Source organism: Streptomyces goshikiensis, from assembly GCF_014650555.1.
Lineage (GTDB): Bacteria > Actinomycetota > Actinomycetes > Streptomycetales > Streptomycetaceae > Streptomyces > Streptomyces goshikiensis.
In genome coordinates, this window is the sequence record NZ_BMVE01000002.1 from 750,890 (window position 1) to 774,578 (window position 23,689).

Below are 23,689 nucleotides of genomic sequence, written 5' to 3' on the forward strand. Positions count from 1 at the left end.
GCGGGACGTCCGTGGTCGCCCGACCCCGGACGCCGGTGGCAGACTTGGGTCCGTGATGGACCGGGTGCCGACCGGCGACAGCGCGGCCGGCACCGGCCGCGGCGCCCGCGGTCGGTCCCGCGCTGGTCTCGGAGGTGAAGGAGCGGTAAACGTGCAGGTCGGAGCGATGTCTTGAGGATCCTGCACACCTCCGACTGGCACCTCGGCCGGGCCTTCCACCGCGTGAACCTGCTCGGCGCCCAGGCCGCCTTCGTCGACCACCTCGTCGAGACCGTCCGCGCGCACGAGGTCGACGCCGTCCTCGTCGCCGGTGACGTCTACGACCGCGCCGTCCCCCCGCTGCCCGCCGTCGAGCTGTACGACCGGGCCCTGCACCGGCTCGCCGACCTCGGCGTGCCCACCGTGATGATCTCCGGGAACCACGACTCCGCCCGCCGCCTCGGGGTCGGGGCCGGGCTGATCGGCCGGGCCGGCATCCACCTCAGGACCGACCCGGACGGCTGCGCCGACCCCGTGGTGCTGGCCGACGTACACGGCGAGGTGGCCTTCTACGGGCTGCCGTACCTGGAACCGGCCCTGGTCAAGGACCGGTTCGGCGCCGGGCAGGTCAGCCACGAGGCCGTATTGGGCGCGGCCATGGACCGGATCCGGGCCGACCTGGCCACCCGCCCGCCCGGCACCCGCTCCGTCGTCCTCGCCCACGCCTTCGTCACCGGCGGGCAGGCCAGCGACAGCGAGCGCGACATCACCGTCGGCGGGGTCGAGGCCGTGCCCGCCTCCGTCTTCGACGGGGTGGACTACGCCGCCCTCGGCCACCTCCACGGCTGCCAGACGATCAGCGAACGGGTCCGCTACTCCGGTTCCCCGCTCGCCTACTCCTTCTCCGAGGCCGACCACCGCAAGACGATGTGGCTGATCGAGCTCGGCGCGCGGGGCGAGATCGCCGGCGCCGACCGGATCGACACCCCCGTGCCGCGGGCACTCGCCCGGCTGCGGGGGCCGCTGGAGGACCTCCTCGACGACCCCGCGCTCGCCGGGTGCGAGGACCGCTGGGTCGAGGCCACCCTCACCGACCCCGTCCGGCCCGAGGACCCCATGGCCCGCCTCGCCGCCCGCTTCCCGCACGTCCTCAGCCTCGCCTTCGACCCCGAGGGCCGCGAGGAGGACAGCGGAGCCTCCTACGCCCAGCGCCTCAAGGGGCGAAGCGACCAGGAGATCGCCGAGGACTTCGTCGCCCACGTCCGGGGCGGGGGCGCCCCGAGCGAGGCCGAACGGGCGGTGCTCCAGGGCGCCTTCGACGACGTACGCACCGACGCCACGCGCCAGGAGACCCTCCGATGAGGCTGCACCGGCTGCGGGTCACCGCCTTCGGCCCCTTCGCCGAGCCCCAGGAGATCGACTTCGACGCCTTGTCCGGCGCCGGGATCTTCCTGCTGCACGGCCCCACCGGCGCGGGCAAGACCTCCGTGCTCGACGCCGTCTGCTACGCCCTGTACGGGTCCGTGCCCGGCTCCCGGCAGGCCCCCGGCACCAGCCTGCGCAGCGATCACTCCGCCCCCGACACCCCGACCGAGGTCACCCTCGACCTCACCGCGGGCGGCCGCCGCCTGGAGATCACCCGGCGCCCCGAGCAGGACCGGCCCAAGAAGCGCGGCACCGGCACGACCAAGGACAAGGCGCAGAGCTGGCTGCGCGAGCGCACCGGCGAGGGCTGGGAGGCGCTCAGCCGCTCCCACCAGGAGATCGGCGAGGAGATCGAGCAGCTGCTCGGCATGAGCCGCGAGCAGTTCTGCCAGGTGGTGCTCCTCCCGCAGGGCGAGTTCGCGCGCTTCCTGCGGGCCGACGAGGGGGCGCGCGGCCGGCTGCTCGGGCGGCTCTTCGACACCCGCCGCTTCGCCGCCGTCGAGGCCCTGCTCGCCGAGCGCCGCCGGGCCGCCGAGGCGAAGGTACGGGCCGGGGACGAGAAGGTGCTCGGCACCGCCCAGCGGCTCGCCCAGGCCGCCGGACACGGCGCCGACCTGCGGGACTGGCCGATGCCCCGGCACCAGCCCGGTGACCCCGGCCTGGCCGAGGCGGTCCGGGCCTGGGCGGCGCTCGCCCGCTGCTCCGCCCGGGAGCGGCGGACCGTCGCGGAGTACGCGCTGGCCGCCGTCGAGGGGCGCGAGGCGGCCGCCCGGCGCGCCGCCGAGGAGGCGCGGGAGCTCGACCGCCTGCAACGCCGGCACGCCGAGACGGCCCGCCGGGCCGCCCTGCTCGCCGAAGCCGCGCCCGACCGGGACCGGGTGCGCGACCTGCTCGACCGGGCCCGGCGCGGGGCCCTGGTCGCCCCCGCCCTGGAGATGCGCGGAGCCGCCTACGCCGCGCACCTCACCGCCGCCCACGCGGAGACGGCCGCCCGGGCGCAGCTCCCGCCCGCCCTCGCCGAGGCCGGAACCGAGCAGCTCGGCTCCGTCGAGCAGCGGCTGCGGGAGGAACTCGGAGCGGTCGGCGCCGCCCACCGCGCCGAGCAGCGCAGCGCCGAGATCGGCCGCGAGCGCGCCACCCTGGAGCGGGAGGCTCGCGCCGCGGAGGAGCAGCACCAGGAGTCCGCCGAGTGGCTCGCCCGCTGGGAGGACACCCGGGCCGGGCTGGCCGAGCGGGTGGAGGCCGCCCAGCAGGCCGCGACCCTGGGCGAGCAGCTCGCCGGGAAGCTGGAACCCGCCCGGATGCACCTCAAGGCCGCCCGGCGGCGGGACGGACTCGACGCCGAGGCGGAGGTGACCTCCGGCGAGCTGCTGCGCGTACGGGAGGAGTCCGCCGCCGCCCGGGAACGCTGGCTGGAGCTGAAGGAGGCCCGGCTGCGCGGGATCGCCGCCGAGCTGGCCGAGGCGCTGGAGGAGGGCGTGCCCTGCACCGTGTGCGGTTCGCAGCGGCACCCGGATCCGGCGCGGCCCGCCCCCGGGCACGTGGACCGGGCCGCCGAGGACGCCGCCCACGCCCGGTTCGAGGAGGCCGAGGAGCGCAGGGCCGCCGTCGAGCGGAAACTCGCCGCCGTCCAGGAGGCCCGCGCCGAGGCCGCGGCCGCCGCGGGCGAGGCCACCACCGCCGAACTGCTCGAACTCACGGCCGACCTCAGTTCCCGGCACGCCGCCGCCCACGCGGCGGCCGCCGGACTGCACGCCGCCCGGGAGCGGCTCGCCCGCGCCGAGCGGGAGCACGCCGCGCGCAGCTCCGACCGGCTCGACGCCGAGCGCCGGGCCGCCGCCCGGACCTCACGGCGGGAGGCCCTGGACCGCGAGCAGGCCTCGCTGGAGGCCGAGCTGGCCCTCGTCCGCGGGGACGCGCCCACCGTCGCCGCCCGCGCCCGGATCCTGGAGGACCGGATCCGCATGGTCACCGGCGCCGCCCACGCGCTGCGCCGGGCCGAGACCACCGCCGCCCGCCTGAAGGAGGCCGACGACCAGCTGGCCGACGCCGCGTTCAAGGCGGGCTTCGACACCATCGACGCCGCCGCCGACGCCGTGCTCCCCGAGTACGAACGCACCGCGCTCCAGCACCGGTCGGACGCCTGGCAGGCCGAGGAGGCGATGCTCGCCGACCGGCACGCCGAGACCGACACCGCGGCGGCCGCCGCCCTGCCCCCGGCCGACCCGCAGACCGCCCAGGCACACGCCGACCGGGCCGCCGCGACCCTCCGTACGGCCGGCTCGGCGTACGACGCGGCCCGGGTCCGCTGCGCCGAGCTCGACCGGCTCTCCCGGCAGGCCGAGCAGGAACTGCGCGCGATGGGGCCGCTGCGCGAGGAGTACGACCGGGTGGCCCGGCTCGCCGGACTCACCGCGGGCACCTCCGCCGACAACGAGCGCAAGATGCGGCTGGAGGCGTACGTCCTGGCCGCCCGGCTGGAGCAGGTCGCCGCCGCGGCGACGGTACGGCTGCTGCGCATGTCCGGCGGCCGCTACACCCTGGTCCACTCGGACGCGAAAGCGAGCGGACGCGGCCGTTCGGGTCTCGGCCTGCACGTGGTGGACGCCTGGACCGGCAGCGAGCGGGACACCGCCACCCTCTCGGGCGGCGAGACCTTCTTCGCCTCGCTCGCCCTGGCCCTGGGCCTCGCGGACGTGGTCACCGACGAGGCGGGCGGGATGCGCCTCGACACCCTGTTCATCGACGAGGGCTTCGGCAGCCTCGACGACCAGGCGCTGGACGAGGTGCTCGACGTACTGGACTCGCTGCGCGAACGGGACCGCAGCGTCGGCATCGTGAGCCACGTCGCCGATCTGCGCACCCGGGTGCAGGCACAACTGGAGATCGTCAAGCAGCGCGGCGGTTCCCTGGTGCGCCACCGCACCGCGGCCGCCCTCACGGACTGAGGGGCCTGCGGGGGAGCGGCGAGGAGTACACCACGCTGGTGGTGACGGAGCCCAGGCCGGCGATCCGGCCGGTGACCTCCTCCAGGTGCGCCATCGAACGGACGGCGACCTTGAGGACGAAACAGTCGTCGCCGGTGACGTGATGGGCCTCCAGGATCTCCGGGGTGGACTCCAGCAGGTCGTGGAACGGCTTGTAGTTCCCGTGCGGATAGCGCAGCCGGACCAGCGCCAGGATGGACTTGCCCAGCTTCTCCGGGTCCACCACGGCCGTGTATCCGGTGATCACGCCGGACTCCTCCAGGCGGCGCACCCGCTCGGTGACGGCGCTCGGCGACATCGAGACGGCGCGCGCGAGCTCGGCGAAACTGGCCCGGCCGTCCGCCTGGAGGGCCGTCAGGATGCGCCAGTCGGTGGCGTCGGGGGAATCATCGGTCATGCCGGAGATCTAGCAGGGGAATCCCCGGCCGGGCAACCCGAAGGCCGGGGAATTCCACTTCCCGAGATGATCAAGGGTCCATAGATTTTCAGCCATGACGACGACACGCACTCCTGCCGCCCATGAGGCCGCCGCCACCACCGTCAACCCCGTCCTGCGGGTACCCCCGGCCGCACCGGCCGCGGCGGCCGCCCACTTCCGCGCGAGCCTCGCCTTCCACGCGGACGTGTCGGACGTCGCCGCCGCCTTCACGGCCCACCGCGAGCAGGGCGCCGGCCTCGGCTTCCAGCTCGTCGACTCCCGCTCCACCCCGTCCTGGGACCAGGCCCACGTACCCGGAGCGATCCACCTGCCCACCGCGCTGATCCCCGAGCAGGCCGAGCGGCTCCTCGACAAGGGCCTCCCGGTGGTCACGTACTGCTGGGGCCCCGGCTGCAACGGCGGCGCCCGCTCCGCGCTCGCCCTCGCCGAACTCGGATTCCAGGTCAAGGAGATGCTCGGCGGCATCGAGTACTGGATCCGCGAGGGCTTCGAGGTCGAGACCTGGCAGGGCAGCGAGCGGCGCGCCGGGGCCGACCCGCTGACCGCGCCCACGGACTCCGGCGACTGCGGCTGCTGACACCCCGCGCCGCGCGGCCGTACCGGGGTGCGGCCGCGCGGATCGTGGGGATCGTGGTGGGGATCGTGGGAATCGTGGGGATCAGAGCTTCGAGAGCTCCTCCACCAGGGCGTCCAGCCCCAGCGAACCCTGCGACAGCGCCGCCATGTGCCAGGCCTTCAGGTCGAAGGACTCGCCGCGCGCGGCCCGCGCGTTGTCCCGGCCCAGCAGCCAGGCCCGCTCGCCCAGCTTGTAGCCGATCGCCTGCCCGGGCATCGACAGGTAGCGGGTCAGCTCGCTCTCGATGAAGTCCGCCGGCCGGCCGCTGTGCAGCCCGAAGAACTCCTGCGCCAGGTCCACCGTCCAGCGCTCACCCGGGTGGAACGGCGAATCCGCCGGGATCTCCAGACCCAGGTGCATGCCGATGTCCACGATGACCCGCGCGGCGCGCATCATCTGGCAGTCCAGGTAGCCCAGCCGCTGCTCGGGGTCCTTCAGGTACCCCAGCTCGTCCATCAGGCGCTCCGCGTACAGCGCCCAGCCCTCGGCGTTCGCGCTCACGAGGCCCACGCCGGCCTGGTAGCGGGAGAGCTGGTCCGCCACGTGCGTCCACTGCGCGAGCTGGAGGTGATGGCCCGGAACGCCCTCGTGGTACCAGGTGGAGACCAGGTCGTAGACGGGGAAACGGGTCTGGCCCATCGTCGGCAGCCAGGTCCGCCCCGGACGGGAGAAGTCCTCCGAGGGGTTCGTGTAGTACGGGGCCGCCGCGCCGCCGGGCGGGGCGATCTTCGACTCCACCTTCTTGACGCGCTCGGCGAGTTCGAAGTGGGTGCCGTCGAGGTTCTCGATGGCCTCGTCCATCAGACCCTGCAGCCAGGCCTGCACCTCGTCGACGCCCTCGATGTGGGTGCCGTGCTCGTCCAGGTGCTTCAGCGCCTCCCAGGGACCGGCGCCGGGCAGGATCTTCGCCGCCTCGGTCTTCATCTCCGCGAGCAGCCGGTGGTACTCCGACCAGCCGTAGGCGTACGCCTCGTCCAGGTCCAGGTCGGTGCCGTTGAAGTACCGCGACCAGCGGGCGTAGCGCTCGCGCCCCACCGGGTCCGGTGCGCCCGCGACGGCCGGGGCGTACACGTCCCGCATCCAGTCGCGGAGTTCGGCCACCGCCGCCGTCGCTGCGGCGGCCGCCTCGTCCAGCTCGGCGCGCAGCGACTGGGGGCCGTCTGCGGCGAATTCGCCGAAGAAGTCGCGGGAGCCGTCGCCGTCCTGGCCGGCCCAGGTGGTGAGCTGCTCGATGAAGGTGGCGGTGGGGCGCGGGCCGGCGAGCAGGCCGCGGTCGAGGCCGAGCGCGAGGCTCTCGCGGTAGCCGGCGAAGGAGGCCGGGACGGCGCGCAGCCGCTCGGCGATCGCGGCCCAGTCCGCCTCGGTGTCCGCCGGGGTCAGGGGGAAGATCTCACGGACCGAGTGCGCGGGGGAGTGGATGTTGCTGACCGCGCGCAGGTCCTCGTCGGCCTCGTGGACCGCGAGGGCGGCGGTCAGGCGCTCGCGCAGCAGCCGGGCGCAGCGTCGCTCGGCGTCGCTGTCCGCTCCCGGCAGCCGTTCGGCGGCGTCGAGGCGGGCGAGAGTGGTACGGGCGAGCTCGGCCTCGGCCGCGCGGCCCGCCGGCGAGAAGTCGGGGAGCTTGCCGGAACTCTCGGCGACACCGAGGTAGGTGCCCGTGAGGGGATCGATGGCGATGAGGTCGTCGACATAGGCGTCGGCGACCTGGCGGGGCAGCCGGGTGCCGTTGTCACGGTGGAGGGTCTCTGACATGCGGACATCTTCGTCTGTGGGACGGGTCCGCGTCATCACCGTTCGCTCTCGGCCCGCTGACTTGGCCGGGAACCAACGGCCCGGGGTCCGATATCCGGACGCCCGTGCCCGCGGCCCGTACCCCGTGGCCCGTACCCGCGGTCGCCTTCGGCCGCCCGCAGCCGCCCGCAGCCGCCCTCGGCCGGTTCGTGGCCGGGGCGGCCGCGGGCGGCGGCGCGGCTACGCCGGGTGCCGCTGCGTGCCCGGCACCTCGCGCCGGGCCTCGTACGGTACTTCGCGCGGGACCTCGTACGGCACCCGCGCGGGGGCCGGGGCGGGCGCCGGGGTGGCGTCCAGCCGGGCGGTGACCACCAGGGTGCCCTCCTCGATCTGGTAGTCGAGGGGCAGGCCGAGGCCGCGCATGGCCGCGACCATCCCGGTGTTGGAGGCCTGGGTGACGGCGTACACGCTGTCGCATCCGGCTTCCACGGCCATCGCGATGAGCCGGCGCAGCAGTTCGGAGCCGATGCCCCGGCGCTGCCAGTCGTCCTCGATGAGCAGCGCGACCTCGGTCTCGTCCCCGTCCCACAGCAGGTGCCCGAGGGCGACGAGCTTGCCGGAGGCGGTGGTGGCGGCGAGGGTGCGGCCGAAACGCGGGCTCAGCAGGTGGCCGAGGTAGCGGTCCGCGTCGGAGACGGGGCCGTGGTAGCGCAGGCCGAGGGTGCGCTCCGAGCAGCGGTCGTGCATCGCGCGGGCGGCCGCCTGGTCGGAGCCGTCGGCGCGGCGCACGGTGATCTCGTTGCCCTCGGGCAGCGTCAGCACGTCGTGGCTGCGCGGCACGCGCGGGCCGAGCCGGGCGTCCAGCTCGACGAGCGCGCGGGCCCGGGCGAACTCGGTCGGGGTGAAGGGGAGGTACGGGCGCTCCACGGTGATCGCGCCGCCGGACGGGTCGCGCAGCCGCATCACGGTGGCCTCCAGGACCCCTTCGACCGGGGCGTCGGCGCCCGCGTTGGGGCGGCCGGACAGGGTGGTGGCCGGGATCGAGTGGATGGTGCAGCGGCCGAGCAGCTGGCGCAGCGCGAGGGGCAGTTCGGCGGCGTCCAGGGCGGTGCGGGTGGCGAGGCCCAGGACACGGGTGGGGGTGTCGACCAGGTCGTGCGCGTCGGCGCGCTCGATCCAGGTGCTGTGGCCGCCGGCCCGGGCGATGGCCCGGGTCAGGTCGCCGGACGGCAGGGCCTGCGGGGCGCGCAGCAGGAACTCGTCCACCGTGCCGCCCTCGGGGAGCGGGTGGGTCTGCAGGGTCAGGATGTCGACGCCGTTGTGGGCGAGCGCGATGCAGAGCGAGGCCAGGCTGCCGGGCTCGTCACGGACGGTGGTCCGCATCCGCCACAGGGCGGCGTTGGTCCTGGTCCCGGCGGGGGAGTCGGGGCCGGGCTCCGGGAGCCCGGCCGGGCCCGGATCGGCGGGCGCCGTGCTGCCCGGCGGCGGTGCATGGCTGTGGCGGCGGGCCCACCAGGTGTGGAACGCCGCCGTGATCAGGAGTGCCACGGCCGAGGCGACCAGCAGGATCGGGCCCCGGGGGCCGTGCGCGACGAGATTGGCGATGCCGTCGGCCACCGCGACGGCGCAGAACAGGGCGGCGAGTTCGACGAGGTCACGGCGCCAGTGGTGGCGGTGGGGGCCGTGGGCGGAGGCAGGGTTACGTTCAGTCATGCACATCACTGTGGCCCAGGGGTGTTGCGTGATCACGAACGATCTGTGACCGCTGGGTTAAGTGTCCATCTGGTCGATTTCGCCCGGCTTTCCGGCCGATGTCCGCCCTCCCGGACGCCCGCCGGACGGTGCGCTCGCGGCGGACCGCCCTGCCGCCCGGCTGCCCGGCCCGCCGGTCCGCCCGGCTGCCCTGCCGCCCGGCGGACCGGCCGACGTAGGCCTACTGGCCCACGCGCCCGGGCCGCAGGGTCTTGGTGAAGAGCACGCCGCCGCCCTGACGGCGCAGCCGTACGGTGAGGTCCCCGCCGGCCGCGTCGATCTCCACCTCGCCGTAGTACGGGGGGTTCTCCGCCGGCGACATGTTGGCGACCGGCGCCGACTGGACGTACGCAGTCTCCGGGCCGAAGGTGGCGTCCAGCCGCCCGGCGGGGAACCCGCCCGCGCCGATGGGGCCCGAGACGAACTCCCAGAAGGGTGCGAAGTCGGTGAACGCGGCCCGCTCCGGCGCGTAGTGGTTGGCCGCCGTGTAGTGGACGTCGGCCGTGAGCCAGAGGGTGCCGGTGATGCGCTGGTGCTTGATGTGGCGCAGGAGTTCGGCGATTTGGAGCTCCCGGCCCAGCGGGGCTCCCGGGTCGCCCTGGGCGACGGCCTCGAAGTTCGCGGCCCCGTCGGGAACCACGATCCCGAGCGGCATGTCCGCGGCGATGACCTTCCACGTGGCGCGGGAGCGGGACAGCTCGCGCTTGAGCCAGCCCAGTTGTTCCGTGCCGAGGATCCCGACCGGGTCGTCGGTCTGGCGGCCGGGTGAGTTGGGGTCGCGGTACGTGCGCATGTCGAGCACGAACACGTCGAGCAGCGGGCCGTGGCGCATCACGCGGTACATCCGGCCCTCGGTCCGGCCGCCCCGGAGGTCGGTGACCGGGAAGTACTCGCCGAAGGCCTGGCGGGCCCGGGCGGCGAGGGTGTCGGCGTCCTTCACGGTGTAGCGGGGATCGTCGATCACCTGACCCGGGTACCAGTTGTTGCGCACCTCGTGGTCGTCCCACTGGGCGAGGACCGGCACCTGCGCGTTGAAGTCCCGCAGGTTGCGATCGAGCAGGTTGTAGCGGAAGTTCCCGCGGAACTCGGTGAGGGTCTCGGCCACCTTCGCCTTCTCCTCGGTGGTGATGTTGTGCCAGACGGTGCCGTCGCGCAGCGGCACGGCGGCCTGGATCGGCCCGTCGGCGTAGATCGTGTCGCCGCTGAAGAGGAAGAAGTCGGGATCGCGCAGCCGCATCTCCTCGAAGACGCGGTAGCCGCCGATCTCGGGATTGATGCCCCAGCCCTGGCCGGCCAGGTCCCCGGACCACAGGAAGCGCACGTCGTGGCGGCGGGAGACCGGGGTGGTGCGGAAGGTGCCCCGGACCGGCTCGCCGGTGCGGCGCGGGTCGTCGGGGTCGGCGAGGACCACCCGGTAGTGGATCTGACGGCCGGGCGGCAGGTCGCGCAGGGTGGTGGTGCCCGTGTAATCGGTGGCGGGGCCGAGGAAGGAGCCGCCGTGCCGCCGCACGCCGTAGCGGAAGGACTCGCTCGGGGAGGTGTCCACGTACATCCGCGCGGGCCGGTCGGAGCGGGTCCAGATGGTGGCGGAGTGCGCGGTGATCTCGCCGGACTGGGTCCCCCAGAGCGCGCTCGGGCGGCCGGAACGGATGAACGCGGGCGCCGCTCCGGTGGCGGCGGACACGGGCGCGGCGAGCGCTCCGGACAGGGTCAGGCCCACCGGGACGGCGAGGGTGCCGCCGAGCAGGGAGCGTCGGGTGTGCCGCATCGGTGCCATCGGTGCGCCTCCAGGGGCCGGCGGGAACGGGTCGGACCAGTGTGCCGCCGCACACCGGCCCGGCCGCGTCGCCCACGCGAACCCCGGATGAACAGCCGTCAGCTGCTCAGATCACCGCAGGAGTTGCGCTGCGCGCCGTGTCCAGGACCACCCGCGAGACCAGCGCCGGATCGTCGTGCATGGGGACGTGGCCACAGCCCGGCAGCCGGACCAGCCGGGCGCCCGGGACGGTGCGCTTGGCGCGCACCCCCTGGCGGCGGAGCAGCAGCCGGTCGTGGACTCCCCAGGCGATCGTGACCGGCAGCCCGGGCACGTCCTCGGTGAACCGTACGGACCCGCCCGCCGCCAGGGTCTGCTCGAAACCGGTCGCGTCGCGCAGGGCCACGGTCTCGGCGACCACGGCCTCGGGCGCCCGGCGGCCCGGGGCGGCGTAGATGCTGCTGGTCAGGGCCGCCCGCCCGGCGGCGCTGCGCGAGAGCCGCTCCAGGGCGGGCCGGGGCAGCGCCCGCGCGCCGGCCCGCATCGCCCTGAGGGCGGCGAAGGCGTACCGGCGCTCCCCTTGCGTCCAGAACCCGGCGGGAGACAGGGCCGTCACCGAGCGGGCCAGGCCGGTCCGGCCCATTTCGAGCGCGAGCAGCCCGCCGAGGGAGTTCCCCGCGACGTGCGGGCGGTCGACGCCCAGCGCCGCGCAGAGTGCCCCGAGGGCCGGGGCGACGGTCGCCAGGTCGTACGGGACCCCCTCCGGCAGCGGCGCGGAGGCGCCGAAACCGGGCAGGTCGACGGCGATGACGTCGTACTGCCCGGCCAGGACGTCGGTCACGGGGTGCCAGGCCTGGAGGTGGTGGCCGATGCCGTGCAGCAGGAGAAGCGGTTCGCCGGCGCCCTTGCGTTCGTAGGCGACGGTGGCGGTGCGGGGACCCAGCGGCGAATCGATCGTGAAGGAGACCGTGGCGGTCATGCTGCTCCTCGTCGGGTGGACGCGTATGAGACGGACCGTCAGCAACGGTCTACGCCATGATTACCGCCCGGTAGGCCTTGACTACAAGCCTTCAAGGACAGCGAGAACATCCTGTGAACGGCTTGATACGTATGCCCGATCTGCCCGGCAAAGGGATGAGGATTGGTCTTGACCAAGGGATTGTGCCGTCCTATCGTCGCAGGGATAGTGCAGGAACCTTTAATAAACAAGGGCGCGGAACTGCCGCTGGAACACGGCGATTGCAGCGATGGCAGGAGGAGTCAGGGTGGGGACCACGCAGCTCGAATCGGTACCGGAGCCGAAGTACTGGCACCTGAAGACCGTGCTCAGCGAGGCGCTGGACCATGATTTCGCCGTGGGTGAGATCCTGCCGAACGAGCGGGAGCTCGCCGCGCGCTTCGGAGTGGCCCGGGCGACCCTGCGCCAGGCCCTGGAGCAGCTGGAGCTCGAAGGACGCCTGCAGCGCCGGCGCGGCGTCGGGACCACGGTGGCCCCGCCGCGCGTGGGCGTCGCCGTCGGCAGCGCCCGGCACAGCTGGCCCGGCGAGAGCGCCGACGGCTGGGAGGCCGTGGACGCCGCCGAGGCCCTGCCCACTGCCGCCGTCCTGAAGCTCCTGGCCGCCGGCAGTGGGTCCGCCGCCTCTGGCTCCGCCTCCGCCGCCGACCAGCCCGTGCACACCGTGCGCCGGACCCGGGTCACCGAGGGCCAGGTCGTCGCCGCCGAGCTGCTGTACGTGCCGGCCGCCTCCGTGCCCGGCCTCTCCGCCATCGACGCCCCGGCCGGCCCGGCGCGCGCCCGCGCCGTCCTGCGCGAGCTCCAGCGACTCGCCCTCGACGGGCAGGACCGCTCGGTGGAGCTCGGCTCGGCCCGCGCGGATGACGCCAAGGAGCTCGACCGGCTGCCCGGCGCACCGGTGCTGCTCGTCACCACCCGCTACTTCACCGCCGGGGGCACGGCCGCCGTCTCGGTCGCCACGTACCGCGCCGACACCTGCCGGCTCACCTTCGGTGACGAGGGCGTCGAGATCACGGAGACCCGCGTCGCCTCCTGACGCCGTCGCCGTCGCCGTCGCCGTCACTGACACCGCGCCGCACCGGCCGCCCGCCGACCGCGGGCCCGGTGCGGCGCTGTTCCGTGCCGAGCTGGAACGCGAGCACGCCGCCGACCGGGTCGAGCCGGGCTCCCGGAAGCGGCGGCGGATTCGTACGGGCCGTCAGCGGTGTGGCTGATGAGGCCTACGGGGAACCGGAAGCCCGGACGGTCACCGTCGGGCGGTGACCGTCTTCTCCACCGCGAACAGCTCTTCCTCCACGTGGTCCAGCGCCAGCCGCAACGCCCCCGTCGCCACCGCGGCCTCGCCGAGCAGGGACTGGGCCACCCGCGGCGGGCGCAGGCAGTACCGCTCCAGCTCCCGGCGCAGCGGATCCAGCACCCCGTCCAGCCCGGCCGCCCAGCCGCCGACCACCACCAGCTCCGGGTCCATGGCGAGGACCAGCGCCGCGACATCGTGCACCAGGCGCTGGATGAACCGCTCCACGGCGGCCACCGCGCGTTCGTCACCGCGCCTGGCCATGGCGAAGACCTCGGCGACGGCCGGCTCGTCCAGCGGGTGCAGCGGTTCGCCGGTGGTGGACAGCAGCCGCTCGGGCGTGACCTCGCGGCCCAGCAGGTGCAGCGCGCCGATCTCCCCGGCCGCCCCGCCGAAGCCCCGGTGCAGCCGGCCGCCGATCAGTGAGCCGGCCCCCGGGCTGAGGCCCGCCATCACGAAGACCATGTCGCCGGTGTCGCGCGCCGCGCCCTTCCAGTGCTCGGCGACGGCCGCGGCGTTCGCATCGTTCTCCACCTGCACCGGGCAGCGGAACGATCGCCGCAGCCGCTCCCCGAGCGGCAGGCCCGTCCAGCCGGGCAGCGCGGTGCACAGGCGGACGGTGCCGTCCGCCTCCACGATCCCGGGGCTGCCGACCCCCACCGCGCGCAGGGAGTCCCGGGGGATCCCGGCCCGGCGCAGCAGATCGGCCACCGCCGCCCGCACCCGCTCCAGCCGCTCATCCGCCGACGCGTCCTCGGCGACGTCCTTGGTCCCGGCGCCGATCACCCGCCCGTCCAGCCCGGACAGCAGCACCGCGATCCGGTGCGAGCCGATCTCGATGCCGAGCAGATGGCCCGCCTCCGTCCGGAAGCGGAACCTCCTGGCCGGTCGTCCCTGCCGGCGCGCGCCTTCCTCCGCGTCGGCCGGGGCGACGAGCCCGGTCCCGATCAGCCCCTCCACCACGCCTTCGACGGTCGGCCGGGAGAGCCCGGTCAGCCGGGTCAGGTCCGTGAGGGTCGGCGATCCGGCCGCGCGCAGCGCCCGCAGTACGACGGCGGAATTGATCCGCCGGAGCAGAGAGGGATCCCCGCCGGTCAGCTGCCCCAACGTGTGTCCTCCCAGCTAGCGAGCTTGTCAGCCGGATCGTACTGCGCTCGCGGTGCCGCGGCGAGAAGCGGCCCCCCATCCGCCCCACCGGCCCCTGTCAGGCGGGAGAGACGAACCCCGACTCGTACGCCATGATGACCGCCTGCGTCCGGTCCCGTGCCCCCAGTTTCGCCAGGATCGCGCTGACATGGGACTTCACCGTCTCCGTGCCGACGATCAGTTCGGAGGCGATCTCCACGTTGGTCAGCCCCCGCGCCATCAGCCGCAGCACTGCCTCCTCCCGCTCGGTCAGCGCGGCTCGCTCCAGCACCGCCCGCGCGCCGCGGTTCCCGTACTCCGCGGCCAGGGCCCGCACCGCGGCGGGGAAGAGCAGCGTCTCGCCCTCCGCCACCAGCCGTACCGCGTGCACGATCTCCGAGGGCCGCGAGCGCTTCAGCAGGAAGCCGTCCGCCCCCGCCCGCAGGGCCTCGTAGACGTACTCGTCGTTCTCGAAGGTCGTCACGACGAGGATCTTCGGCGGGGAGTCCACGGTCCGCAGGACCGCCCGGGTCGCCTGGATCCCGTCGAGCAGCGGCATCCGTACGTCCATCGCCACCACGTCCGGCCTCAACTGCCGGACCAGCGGGACCACGGAAGCCCCGTCCGCGGCCTCACCCACCACCTCGATGTCGGGCTGGGCGTCCAGGACGGCGCGCAGACCCGCGCGCACGAGGGGTTCGTCATCGACGAGCAGTACGGTAACCGGCATCCGGTCAGCGTATTCGGTCCAGCGGAAGCCTGACGCGCACCCTCCAACTCCCCTCGAACGGACCGGTCTCGGCCTCCCCGCCCAGCAGTGAGGCCCGCTCCCGCATCCCGCGCAGCCCGCTGCCGCTGCCCGACATCAGCGTGAGCCCCTCCGGCAGCGGATTCGACACCTCCATCTCCAGCCGGCGCTTGGTCATCTCGATCCTCACCCGGACGGATACGGAGCCGCAGTGCCGCAGCACGTTGGTGAGCGCCTCCTGAAGGATCCGGTACCCCTCCCGGGTGACGGGGCCGGGCAACTTCTCCAGCGGGCCGGTCAGTTGCGCGTCCACCGTCGCCCCGGAATTCCGGGCCGACTCGAACAGCCGGTCCGCCTCCACCAGCGTCGGCCGCTGCGAAGGCGGCCGCGAGGACTCCCGCAGTACCAGCAGCACCCGCTCCAGATCCTCCAGCGCGGCCCGGCCGGTCTCCTCGATCGCGCTCAGCGCCCGGTCGGTGAACTCCGGGTCGCCGGCGGCGCGGGCGGCGCCCGCCTGCAACACCGCGACCGTCAGCGCGTGCCCGATGGAGTCGTGCAGCTCGCGCGCGATCCTGGTCCGCTCCAGCAGCTGCTCGGTGCGGGCCTCCAGCGCGCTCAGCCGCTCGGCCGCGGAGGGCCCCAGCAGCCGCTGGGCGATCGCGGTGATCAGCCGGCCCAGCAGCGTCACCGAGATGATGAGCAGGATCAGGGGGACCGGGACGAGCAGCGCTGCGGCCCAGCGCGGCGGGATGAACGGCAGCATGTGGTCCGCCTCGAAGGGGCTCCCGAGCGCGATCGCCACCAGCTCCACGGTCATGAACGGGAGCCACACCGTGGGGAACATGGCGCCGAGGGAGACGACGAGCCGTATCTCCAGCCAGAGCAAGGTCCGCCACCGGTCGCTCCAGCGCGCGGACGCGGCCGTGCTGATGGTGTTCTCGGCGCCGTCCCAGTCGTGAGGGGTGAGCAGGAACCGCGCCTGTAGTCCCTCGGCCAGCCGCACCCACGGCACCAGCCCCAGCGGGATGACGATGAGCAGGGGTACCCACGGCGCCTCGGGCTCTATGAACATCCAGACGGCCAGCATCAGGATCGGCACGCAGAGGTGCAACCAGCGTGAATAGGTCACTGGTTGGAACGGAGCGCGGAGCAGTCGGTACATGCACACATCGTGACAGCAGGCAGGTCACGGGCGTCTCCCCCACGTGGGGGAGACGCCACCCTCGCATGGGGGAGGAACGGGGGTGGGGCGACGGCGAGTCTTGAGACATGAACAGCATCGAGATCCGAGAACTGACCAAGGAATACGGCCGTACCCGGGCCGTGGACCACCTCACCTTCGAGGTTCTGCCCGGGCGGGTCACCGGCTTCCTGGGCCCCAACGGCGCCGGCAAGTCCACCACGATGCGCCTGCTGCTGGGCCTGGACCGGGCCACGTCCGGTACGGCCACCATCGGCGGGCAGCGGTTCACCGACTTCCCGGACCCGCTGCACAGGGTCGGCGCGCTCCTGGACGCCCAGGCGGCCCACGGGGGTCGCACCGCCCGGGCCCACCTGAGCTTCCTCGCCGCCGCCAACCGGATCCCTGCGCGCCGGGTGGAGGAGGTGCTGGAGCGGTCCGGGATCGCCTCGGCCGCCAAGCGGCGGATCAAGACCTTCTCGCTCGGGATGCGCCAGCGCCTGGGCATAGCGGCCGCGCTCCTGGGCGATCCGGGAGTGCTGCTGCTGGACGAGCCGACGAACGGTCTCGACCCCGAGGGCATCATCTGGGTCCGCGAGCTGATGCGCACGCTGGCCGCCGAGGGGCGCACGATCCTGGTGTCCAGTCATCTGATGTCGGAGACCGCCGCGTTCGCCGACCATCTGGTGGTGCTCGGCCAGGGGAAGCTGCTGGCCGACACCTCGATGGAGGAGTTCATCGACGCCCGCAGCACCCCGAGAGTACGGCTGCGGACCTCCGACCCGGTCCGGCTCCGGGCCGCCCTGGCCCGGGAGGGCCTTGAGATGGTCGGCGCCGATGACGGGCGCTGGACCGTCGAGGGCATACAGGCCGAGCGGCTCGGCCCGCTGGCCGCCCGCGAGGGCATCCCCATGCTGGAACTCTCCGACGAGCGGGCCTCGCTGGAGCAGGCCTACCTCGACCTCACCGCCGACCACGCCCAGTTCGCCGCCACCCGCTGACCTTCCCCGTCCCCTCTCCATCCAGGAGGCTTCGCCATGAGCACCGCCCTGCCCACCCGGCCCGTCCTGCACTCGGAATGGATCAAGATACGGTCCCTGCGCGGCACGTTCGGGTCCCTGATTGCCATCTTGTTCGTCACCACCGGGATCCAGGCGCTCACGGCCGCGGCCATAGGCCAGGCCGAGGAAGGCGCCATGGGGGAGGACCCGCTCCTCGCGGCCTTCTACGGGATCACCTTCGGGCAGATAGCCGCCATGGCCTTCGGCGCGACCGCTCTGTCCTCGGAGTTCCACGACGGAGGCCTGCGCACCTCACTGGTCGCGGTCCCGAACCGGGCGCGCTTCTACCTGTCGAAGATCTCCTTGGTGGGCGGACTCGCCTTCGTGGCGGGCCAGATCGCCGGGCTGGCGACGTTCCTGGCAGGCCAGTCGTTCATGGGCCCCCACAGCATCGGGCTGGGGGACCCAGGAGCCCTCCGGGCGGTGTTCGGCTGCGGGATGTACCTGACGCTGATGGCCCTGTTCGCGGCGGGCCTGACGGCCGTGCTGCGCAGCGCAACGGCTGTGCTGAGCCTGCTCATACCGTTCGTGCTGATGCTGTCCTTCGTCATCGGGGCCGGTGCCGAGGGCATGGCCGAGTTCCTGCCGGACCGGGCCGGCCAGATGATGATGCGGGCCGAGGCCGGCAGCGTCGTGGGCCACTGGCAGGGCCTCGGGGTGCTGACCCTGTGGGCGGGGGCCGCAGTCATCGGTGGCTGGCTTGCGGTGCGCCGGCGGGACGTGTGACGCCGGGCCAGTTGTCAGTGGTCCCCCGGATACTGACGGCATGACCACGGCAGAGCATCTCGACACGATCGACCGGCTCCTGACGCGCGATTTCCCCGAGGTCCAGGGCCGGTCCGAGGTGGGCACCAGCGGCCCCGGCTACCACCTGGCCGAGCTGGGCGCGAGCCGCTGGCAGGGGGATGAGGACGCGGCCGACCGGGTGGCGGGGGAGGAGCAGGTCTCGGCCGAGTTCGAGGCGCTGAGCCTGGGATTGGAGGAGCGCTGGGGGGCGGCCGACCGGTTCAGCCTCAGGAGCCTGAGACTGCGGGCGGAAGGCGAGGAGGCGCCACAGCCCTGGCGGGAGATGGGCGACACCTCCGAGGAACTGTGCCTGTGGCGGGCCGGCGACCGCTGGGTGGTGCTCTTCGAGGCCCGGTGGGGAGCCGACCACTCGCCCCGGCTGATGGCGGCGGTGACGGTGATCGACCCGCCCTGATCGTCGTCGGTCCGGTGCCCGCCGCTCAGTCTTGTGCGGTCGCTTCGGCGGCCGTGCGCAGGCGGGCGTACTCCTGGGCCATCGTCTCCGCGGTCCAGTGGGCGTTGAGGCCGCTGGGGTTGGGGAGGGCCCAGACGCGGGTGGAGCCGATCATCCGCTCCTGGGGGCCGATCTGAGCCTTCCTCTCGCCGAAAGCGGTGCGGTAGGCGGTGACGCCGACGACCGCCAGCCACTGGGGGCGCAGGAGCTCCACCTTCGCCGTGAGGATGCGGCCGCCCTCGCGGAACTCCTCGGCGCTCAGCTCGTCGGCCCGGGCGGTGGCGCGGGCCACCACGTTGGTGATGCCGAGCCGGTAGGTCAGCAGCTCTTCCTGCTCGGCGGGGGCCAGCCGGCGCGGGGTGAAGCCGGACAGGTGCAGCACCGGCCAGAAACGGTTGCCGGGGCGGGCGAAGTGGTGGCCCGTCGCGGCGGAGAGGAGACCCGGATTGATTCCGCAGAAGAGCACACGCAGACCGCCCGCGACCACGTCCGGGAGGACGCGGTCGCGGGCGGCGTCGAGCTCGTCGGGGGTCAGAGGATCGACCCCGGCGCGTACCCGGCGGCCTCCGGGTGCTGCTTGGCGATCGCCTCGATACGGGAGACCACCGCCGCGACCTGGTCGCCGGCCGCGCCCGTGAAGGACAGCTTGTCGGCCATCAGCGCGTCGAGCTGCGCCCGGTCCAGCGGCATCCGCTCGTCGGCGGCCAGCTTGTCCAGCAGCTCGTTGCGCTCGGCGCCCTGCTCGCGCATGGCGAGCGCGGAGGCCACCGCGTGCTCCTTGATGACCTCGTGGGCGGCCTCGCGGCCGACACCCGCGCGCACCGCGCCCATCAGCACCTTGGTGGTGGCGAGGAACGGCAGGTAGCGGTCCAGCTCGCGGGCCACGACGGCCGGGAAGGCGCCGAACTCGTCGAGGACCGTCAGGAAGGTCTCCAGCAGGCCGTCGAAGGCGAAGAAGGCGTCCGGCAGGGCCACGCGGCGGACCACGGAGCAGGAGACGTCGCCCTCGTTCCACTGGTCGCCGGCCAGCTCGCCGGTCATCGAGGCGTAGCCGCGCAGGATGACCATCAGGCCGTTCACGCGCTCGCAGGAGCGGGTGTTCATCTTGTGCGGCATCGCGGAGGAGCCGACCTGGCCGGGCTTGAAGCCCTCGGTTACCAGCTCGTGGCCGGCCATCAGGCGGATCGTCTTGGCGATGGAGGACGGCGCGGCGGCCAGCTGCACCAGGGCGGTGACCACGTCGTAGTCGAGCGAGCGCGGGTAGACCTGGCCGACGGAGGTGAAGGCCTCCGCGAAGCCGAGGTGGGCGGCGATCCGCTGCTCCAGGTCGGCCAGCTTGGCGGCGTCGCCGCCCAGCAGGTCCAGCATGTCCTGGGCGGTGCCGACCGGGCCCTTGATCCCGCGCAGCGGGTAGCGGCCGAGCAGGTCCTCCAGGCGGGCGTACGCGACCAGCAGCTCGTCGGCGGCGGTGGCGAAGCGCTTGCCCAGGGTGGTGGCCTGCGCGGCCACGTTGTGGGAGCGGCCGGCCATGACCAGCTCGGCGTGCTCGCCGGCCAGCTTGCCGAGGCGGGCGAGGACCGCGACCGTACGGTCGCGGGCCAGCTCCAGGGAGAGCCGGATCTGGAGCTGCTCGACGTTCTCGGTGAGGTCGCGCGAGGTCATGCCCTTGTGGACGTGCTCGTGGCCGGCGAGGGCGTTGAACTCCTCGATCCGGGCCTTCACGTCGTGGCGGGTGACCTTCTCGCGCTCGGCGATGGAGGCGAGGTCGACCGTCTCCAGGACGCGCTCGTAGTCGGCGAGGGCGGCGTCCGGTACCTCGATACCGAGGTCCTTCTGGGCGCGCAGGACAGCGAGCCACAGCCGCCGCTCCAGCGTCACCTTGTACTCGGGGGACCACAGGACGGCGAGCTCCGCGGAGGCGTAGCGGCCGGCCAGGACATTGGGGATGCGGGGCTTGGCTGTCACGTGGAGTGATTCTACTTGGGCCGCCGCTGTGTCTTTACGCAGGTAGGGAGCCCGTCTCGGATTGTGGATTGCTACGAGAGCCGGTCGGCGGCCGAAGCGTCGTGCGGCAGCAGTTCCGGCCGCTTGGGCGGGCGGCCGTCACCGCTGGAGCGGCCGGTGAGCCGGCGGCCTATCCAGGGGAGCAGGTGCCTGCGGGCGAAGCTCAGGTCCTGGGAGCGGCGGACCGCCCAGCCCGGCGCCGCGGTGGGCGCCAGCGCGGTGCGCCAGTCCTCTTCGGGCGGCAGTCCGAGCGTCTGCCAGACGGCCTCGGCCACCCGGCGGTGCCCCTCGGCGGTCAGGTGCAGCCGGTCCACGTCCCACATGCGGGGGTCCGCGAGCGCCGGAGCCCCGTACAGGTCCACGACGAGCGCGCCGTGCCGGTCGGCGAGTTCCTCGATGATGCCGAAGAGCTCCTCCATGCGCGGCCGGAACCGGTCCATCACCGGACCGTTGCGGCCGGGGGAGCGCATCAGGACCAGCTGCCGGCAGGAGGGCGCGAGGAGGGCCACGGACTCCTCCAGGTGCGCGCGCACCCTGCCCATGTCGACCTTGGGCCGCAGGGCGTCGTTGAGCCCGCCGACCAGGGTCACGAGGTCGGCGCCCATGCCCGCCGCCACCGGCGCCTGTTCCCCGGCGATCTGGCCGATCAGCTTCCCGCGGACCGCGAGGTTCGCGTACCGGAAGCCGGGCTCGCGCGCGGCCAGCCGGGCGGCGAGCAGATCGGCCCAGCCCCGGTAGGAGCCGTCGGGCAGGCCGTCCGACATGCCCTCGGTGAAGGAGTCGCCGACCGCGACGAAACTGGTGTAAGACGCATTCATCTCCATGGCGGAAGAGATGTTACCGCGCGGTACCGCCGCCCCGTCCGGGGCGGCGGTACCTGACCCGCTGAGCTGCGCCGATGCGATCAGGCCCGGCCCGGCGAGGCCCGGCCCGGCTCACGCCGAGGCGGGCCGGTCGAACAGCTCGCGCAGTACGTCCTCCATCGTCACCAGACCCGTCATCGCACCGTCCGCACCGAGCACCGCCGCCAGGTGCGTACGGCTGCGCCGCATCGCGGTCAGCACGTCGTCCAGCGGGGTCTCCGCCCGTACCTGCGCGATCGGCCGCAGCGCGGGCACCGGGAACGGCTCCTCCCGCTCCGTCGCGTCCGCGTCCAGGGCGTCCTTGACGTGCAGGTAGCCGAGGATCCGCTGTTCCGCGTCGAGCACCGGGAAGCGGGAGTACCCCGACTCGGCGGACAGCCGCTCCAGCCCCGCCGGCGTGATGCCGGCCCGGGCCGAGACCACCCGGCCCGAGGGCAGCACCACATCGGTGACCGGCCGCCGCCCCAGCTCCAGCGCGTCGTACAGGCGCTCGCTCGCCCGGTCGTCGATCAGCCCCGCCGCGGAGGAGTCCTTCACGATCCGGGCCAGCTCGTCGTCCGAGAAGGTCGCTCCGACCTCGTCCTTCACCTCCACCCGCAGCAGCCGCAGCAAGGTGTTGGCGAACGCGTTGATCGCGAAGATCACCGGCCGCAGCGCCCGCGCCAGGGTCACCAGCGGCGGCCCCAGCGCCAGCGCGGTGCGCACCGGCTCCGCCAGCGCCACGTTCTTCGGCACCATCTCGCCGAAGAGCATGTGCAGGTACGTGGCCAGCGCCAGCGCCACCACGAAGGAGATCGCGTGCGTCACGCCGGAGGGCACCCCGACCGCGTCGAGCAGCGGGCTCAGCAGGTGCGCGATGGCCGGCTCGGCCACCACACCCAGCACCAGGGTGCACAGCGTGATGCCCAGCTGCGCCGCCGCCATCAGCGCCGACACGTGCTCCAGGCCCCACAGCACGGCGCGGGCCCGCCGGTCGCCCTGTTCGGCGTACGGCTCGATCTGGCTGCGCCGCACCGAGATCAGCGCGAACTCCGCCCCGACGAAGAAGGCGTTGACGACCAGGGTCGCCAGGCCGATGAGCAGTTGGATCGCGGTCATCGGGTCCCCTCCGCGTCTTCGTCGTCAGCGGACTCGACCGGCACGTGCAGCAGCACCCGCGCGGCCCGGCGCCCGCTCGCGTCCACCACGTCCAGGTGCCAGCCGTCCAGCTCCAGGCTGTCGCCGACGGCCGGGATCCGGCCGAGCTCGGTCGCTATCAGACCGGCCAGCGTCTCGTACGGGCCCTCGGGCACCCGCAGTCCGATCCGCCGCAGCTGGTCGGTGCGCGCGGCGCCGTCGGCGGAGTAGAGCGCGCGCCCGGAGGCGTCCGTACCGGCCGGGGCCAGGTCCGGGGTCTCGTGCGGGTCGTGCTCGTCGCGGACCTCGCCCACGACCTCCTCGACGATGTCCTCCAGCGTGACGACGCCGGCCGTGCCGCCGTACTCGTCGATCACCACGGCCATCGTCTGCCGGCCCGACAGCCGGTCCAGCAGCCGGTCCACGGTCAGCGACTCCGGTACGAGGAGGGGTTCGCGCAGCAGCTGCGAGACGGCGGTGCGGTGCCGCTCCTCGGCGGGCAGGGCCAGGACGTCCTTGATGTGGACGGTGCCCACGACGGTGTCGAGACTGCCCCGGTAGACCGGGAAGCGCGACAGACCGGTGGCCAGCGTCGCGTTCGCCACGTCCTCGGCGGTGGCCTGCAGGTCGAGCGCGGTGACCTGGACGCGCGGGGTCATCACGTTCTCCGCGGTCAGGTCGGCCAGGTTCAGGGTCCGCACGAACAGCTCGGCGGTGTCCTTCTCCAGCGCGCCCGCCTTGGCGGAGTGCCGCGCCAGCGCGACCAGCTCCTGCGGGCTGCGCGCCGAAGCCAGCTCCTCGGCCGGCTCCAGGCCGAGCCGGCGCACCATGTGGTTCGCGGTGGTGTTCAGGTGTCCGATGAGCGGCCCGAACGCGCGGCTGAAGAGCCGCTGCATGGTGGCCACGCGCTTGGCGACGGCCAGCGGGGAGGAGATCGCCCAGTTCTTCGGCACCAGCTCGCCGACGACCATCAGGACGACGGTCGACAGCGCGGTGCCGAGGACCAGGGCGGTGGAGGAGGCGGCGCCGGGCGACAGTCCCATCGCCTGGAACGGGCCCTTCAGCAGGGCGGCGATCGAGGGCTTGGAGATCATGCCGATGACCAGGCCGGTCACGGTGATGCCGAGCTGCGCGCCGGAGAGCTGGAACGTCAGGCTGCGGACGGCGACGAGGGCGCTCTCCGCGCCCCGCTCGCCCCGCTCGACGGCCTGTTCGAGCTCGCTGCGCTCGACGGTCGTCAGCGAGAACTCCGCCGCGACGAAGACTCCACAGGCGAGGCAGAGCAGCAGCGCCACGACGAGCAGGAGCACTTCGGTCATCGGTCGGTCACCTCCGTCCCATGATCGGTCAGGCGGAGGGGG

At 73.8% G+C, this 23,689-nt stretch carries 20 protein-coding genes; 7 read left to right on the plus strand and 13 right to left on the minus strand.

The features are described 5' to 3' along the window. The first annotated feature begins 171 nt into the window (after positions 1 to 171). Both IE248_RS08650 and IE248_RS08655 read left to right on the plus strand, forming a co-directional pair. Positions 172 to 1,341: an exonuclease SbcCD subunit D gene (locus IE248_RS08650; protein WP_190030327.1), complete on the plus strand. Its 1,170-nt coding sequence runs from the start codon at positions 172 to 174 to the stop codon at positions 1,339 to 1,341. Next, positions 1,338 to 4,352, plus strand: a complete 3,015-nt coding sequence (locus IE248_RS08655; protein WP_190030328.1) for an AAA family ATPase — start codon at positions 1,338 to 1,340, stop codon at positions 4,350 to 4,352. Before IE248_RS08650 ends, IE248_RS08655 begins: the two co-directional genes overlap by 4 nt. Here the strand turns inward: IE248_RS08655 and IE248_RS08660 are convergent. After that, positions 4,342 to 4,788, minus strand: a complete 447-nt coding sequence (locus IE248_RS08660; protein WP_008741137.1) for an Lrp/AsnC family transcriptional regulator — start codon at positions 4,786 to 4,788, stop codon at positions 4,342 to 4,344. The two genes, IE248_RS08655 and IE248_RS08660, sit on opposite strands and share 11 nt — an antisense overlap. 94 nt (positions 4,789 to 4,882) lie before the next feature. On the opposite strand from IE248_RS08660, the gene IE248_RS08665 reads away from it, so the two are divergent. Then, positions 4,883 to 5,407: a rhodanese-like domain-containing protein gene (locus IE248_RS08665; RefSeq protein WP_190030329.1), complete on the plus strand. Its 525-nt coding sequence runs from the start codon at positions 4,883 to 4,885 to the stop codon at positions 5,405 to 5,407. 81 nt (positions 5,408 to 5,488) lie between these two features. On the opposite strand, the gene IE248_RS08670 is transcribed toward IE248_RS08665, so the two are convergent. The 4 genes from IE248_RS08670 to IE248_RS08685 form a co-directional block, all read right to left on the minus strand. Then, positions 5,489 to 7,195, minus strand: coding sequence for a DUF885 domain-containing protein (locus IE248_RS08670; protein WP_073796779.1), 1,707 nt, complete (start codon positions 7,193 to 7,195; stop codon positions 5,489 to 5,491). A gap of 219 nt (positions 7,196 to 7,414) precedes the next feature. Continuing rightward, entirely contained in the window at positions 7,415 to 8,887 is a 1,473-nt protein-coding gene (locus tag IE248_RS08675; RefSeq protein WP_073796778.1) for a GNAT family N-acetyltransferase, read from the minus strand. Positions 8,888 to 9,107: 220 nt separating this feature from the next. Further along, positions 9,108 to 10,694: an alkaline phosphatase D family protein gene (locus IE248_RS08680; RefSeq protein ID WP_037800054.1), complete on the minus strand. Its 1,587-nt coding sequence runs from the start codon at positions 10,692 to 10,694 to the stop codon at positions 9,108 to 9,110. Positions 10,695 to 10,809: 115 nt separating this feature from the next. After that, positions 10,810 to 11,661 (minus strand): alpha/beta fold hydrolase, encoded by an 852-nt coding sequence (locus IE248_RS08685; protein ID WP_037798599.1) that lies wholly within the window; start codon positions 11,659 to 11,661, stop codon positions 10,810 to 10,812. Between the two features lie 286 nt (positions 11,662 to 11,947). Here IE248_RS08685 and IE248_RS08690 point away from each other — a divergent pair, with 286 nt between their 5' ends. Further along, a complete protein-coding gene (locus tag IE248_RS08690; protein WP_124290368.1) occupies positions 11,948 to 12,733 on the plus strand; it encodes a GntR family transcriptional regulator in 786 nt (261 codons plus the stop codon). 210 nt (positions 12,734 to 12,943) lie between these two features. Here IE248_RS08690 and IE248_RS08695 read toward each other — a convergent pair whose 3' ends face one another. The 3 genes from IE248_RS08695 to IE248_RS08705 all read right to left on the minus strand — a co-directional run bounded on the left by IE248_RS08695 (position 12,944) and on the right by IE248_RS08705 (position 16,026). Continuing rightward, a complete protein-coding gene (locus IE248_RS08695) occupies positions 12,944 to 14,098 on the minus strand; it encodes an ROK family transcriptional regulator (RefSeq protein WP_008741146.1) in 1,155 nt (384 codons plus the stop codon). A 97-nt stretch (positions 14,099 to 14,195) separates the two neighbouring features. Then, complete coding sequence (locus IE248_RS08700) at positions 14,196 to 14,846, minus strand: response regulator transcription factor (protein ID WP_008741147.1); 651 nt, start codon at positions 14,844 to 14,846, stop codon at positions 14,196 to 14,198. Positions 14,847 to 14,850: 4 nt separating this feature from the next. Further along, the gene (locus IE248_RS08705; RefSeq protein ID WP_190030330.1) at positions 14,851 to 16,026 is read right to left on the minus strand and encodes a sensor histidine kinase; all 1,176 of its coding nucleotides are present in this window, start codon (positions 16,024 to 16,026) and stop codon (positions 14,851 to 14,853) included. Between the two features lie 107 nt (positions 16,027 to 16,133). Here IE248_RS08705 and IE248_RS08710 point away from each other — a divergent pair, with 107 nt between their 5' ends. Genes IE248_RS08710 through IE248_RS08720 form a run of 3 tightly spaced genes read left to right on the plus strand, consistent with a single transcriptional unit; the run spans position 16,134 to position 18,306 of the window. Continuing rightward, positions 16,134 to 17,045: an ABC transporter ATP-binding protein gene (locus IE248_RS08710; protein WP_190030331.1), complete on the plus strand. Its 912-nt coding sequence runs from the start codon at positions 16,134 to 16,136 to the stop codon at positions 17,043 to 17,045. Between the two features lie 36 nt (positions 17,046 to 17,081). Continuing rightward, positions 17,082 to 17,831, plus strand: a complete 750-nt coding sequence (locus IE248_RS08715; protein ID WP_073796773.1) for an ABC-2 transporter permease — start codon at positions 17,082 to 17,084, stop codon at positions 17,829 to 17,831. 40 nt (positions 17,832 to 17,871) lie between these two features. Then, complete coding sequence (locus tag IE248_RS08720; protein WP_190030332.1) at positions 17,872 to 18,306, plus strand: hypothetical protein; 435 nt, start codon at positions 17,872 to 17,874, stop codon at positions 18,304 to 18,306. 25 nt (positions 18,307 to 18,331) lie between these two features. Here IE248_RS08720 and mug read toward each other — a convergent pair whose 3' ends face one another. The 5 genes from mug to IE248_RS08745 form a co-directional block, all read right to left on the minus strand. Next, entirely contained in the window at positions 18,332 to 18,880 is a 549-nt protein-coding gene (gene mug / locus IE248_RS08725; protein ID WP_073772916.1) for a G/U mismatch-specific DNA glycosylase, read from the minus strand. Further along, positions 18,877 to 20,310 (minus strand): adenylosuccinate lyase, encoded by a 1,434-nt coding sequence (gene purB / locus IE248_RS08730; protein ID WP_008741153.1) that lies wholly within the window; start codon positions 20,308 to 20,310, stop codon positions 18,877 to 18,879. Before purB ends, mug begins: the two co-directional genes overlap by 4 nt. A 71-nt stretch (positions 20,311 to 20,381) precedes the next feature. Beyond that, positions 20,382 to 21,173, minus strand: a complete 792-nt coding sequence (locus IE248_RS08735) for an SGNH/GDSL hydrolase family protein (RefSeq protein ID WP_073796770.1) — start codon at positions 21,171 to 21,173, stop codon at positions 20,382 to 20,384. A gap of 111 nt (positions 21,174 to 21,284) precedes the next feature. Next, a complete protein-coding gene (locus tag IE248_RS08740; protein ID WP_100580267.1) occupies positions 21,285 to 22,310 on the minus strand; it encodes a hemolysin family protein in 1,026 nt (341 codons plus the stop codon). Then, positions 22,307 to 23,647 (minus strand): hemolysin family protein, encoded by a 1,341-nt coding sequence (locus IE248_RS08745; protein ID WP_190030333.1) that lies wholly within the window; start codon positions 23,645 to 23,647, stop codon positions 22,307 to 22,309. The genes IE248_RS08740 and IE248_RS08745 overlap by 4 nt, the downstream gene beginning before the upstream one ends. Between the last annotated feature and the right edge of the window lie 42 nt (positions 23,648 to 23,689).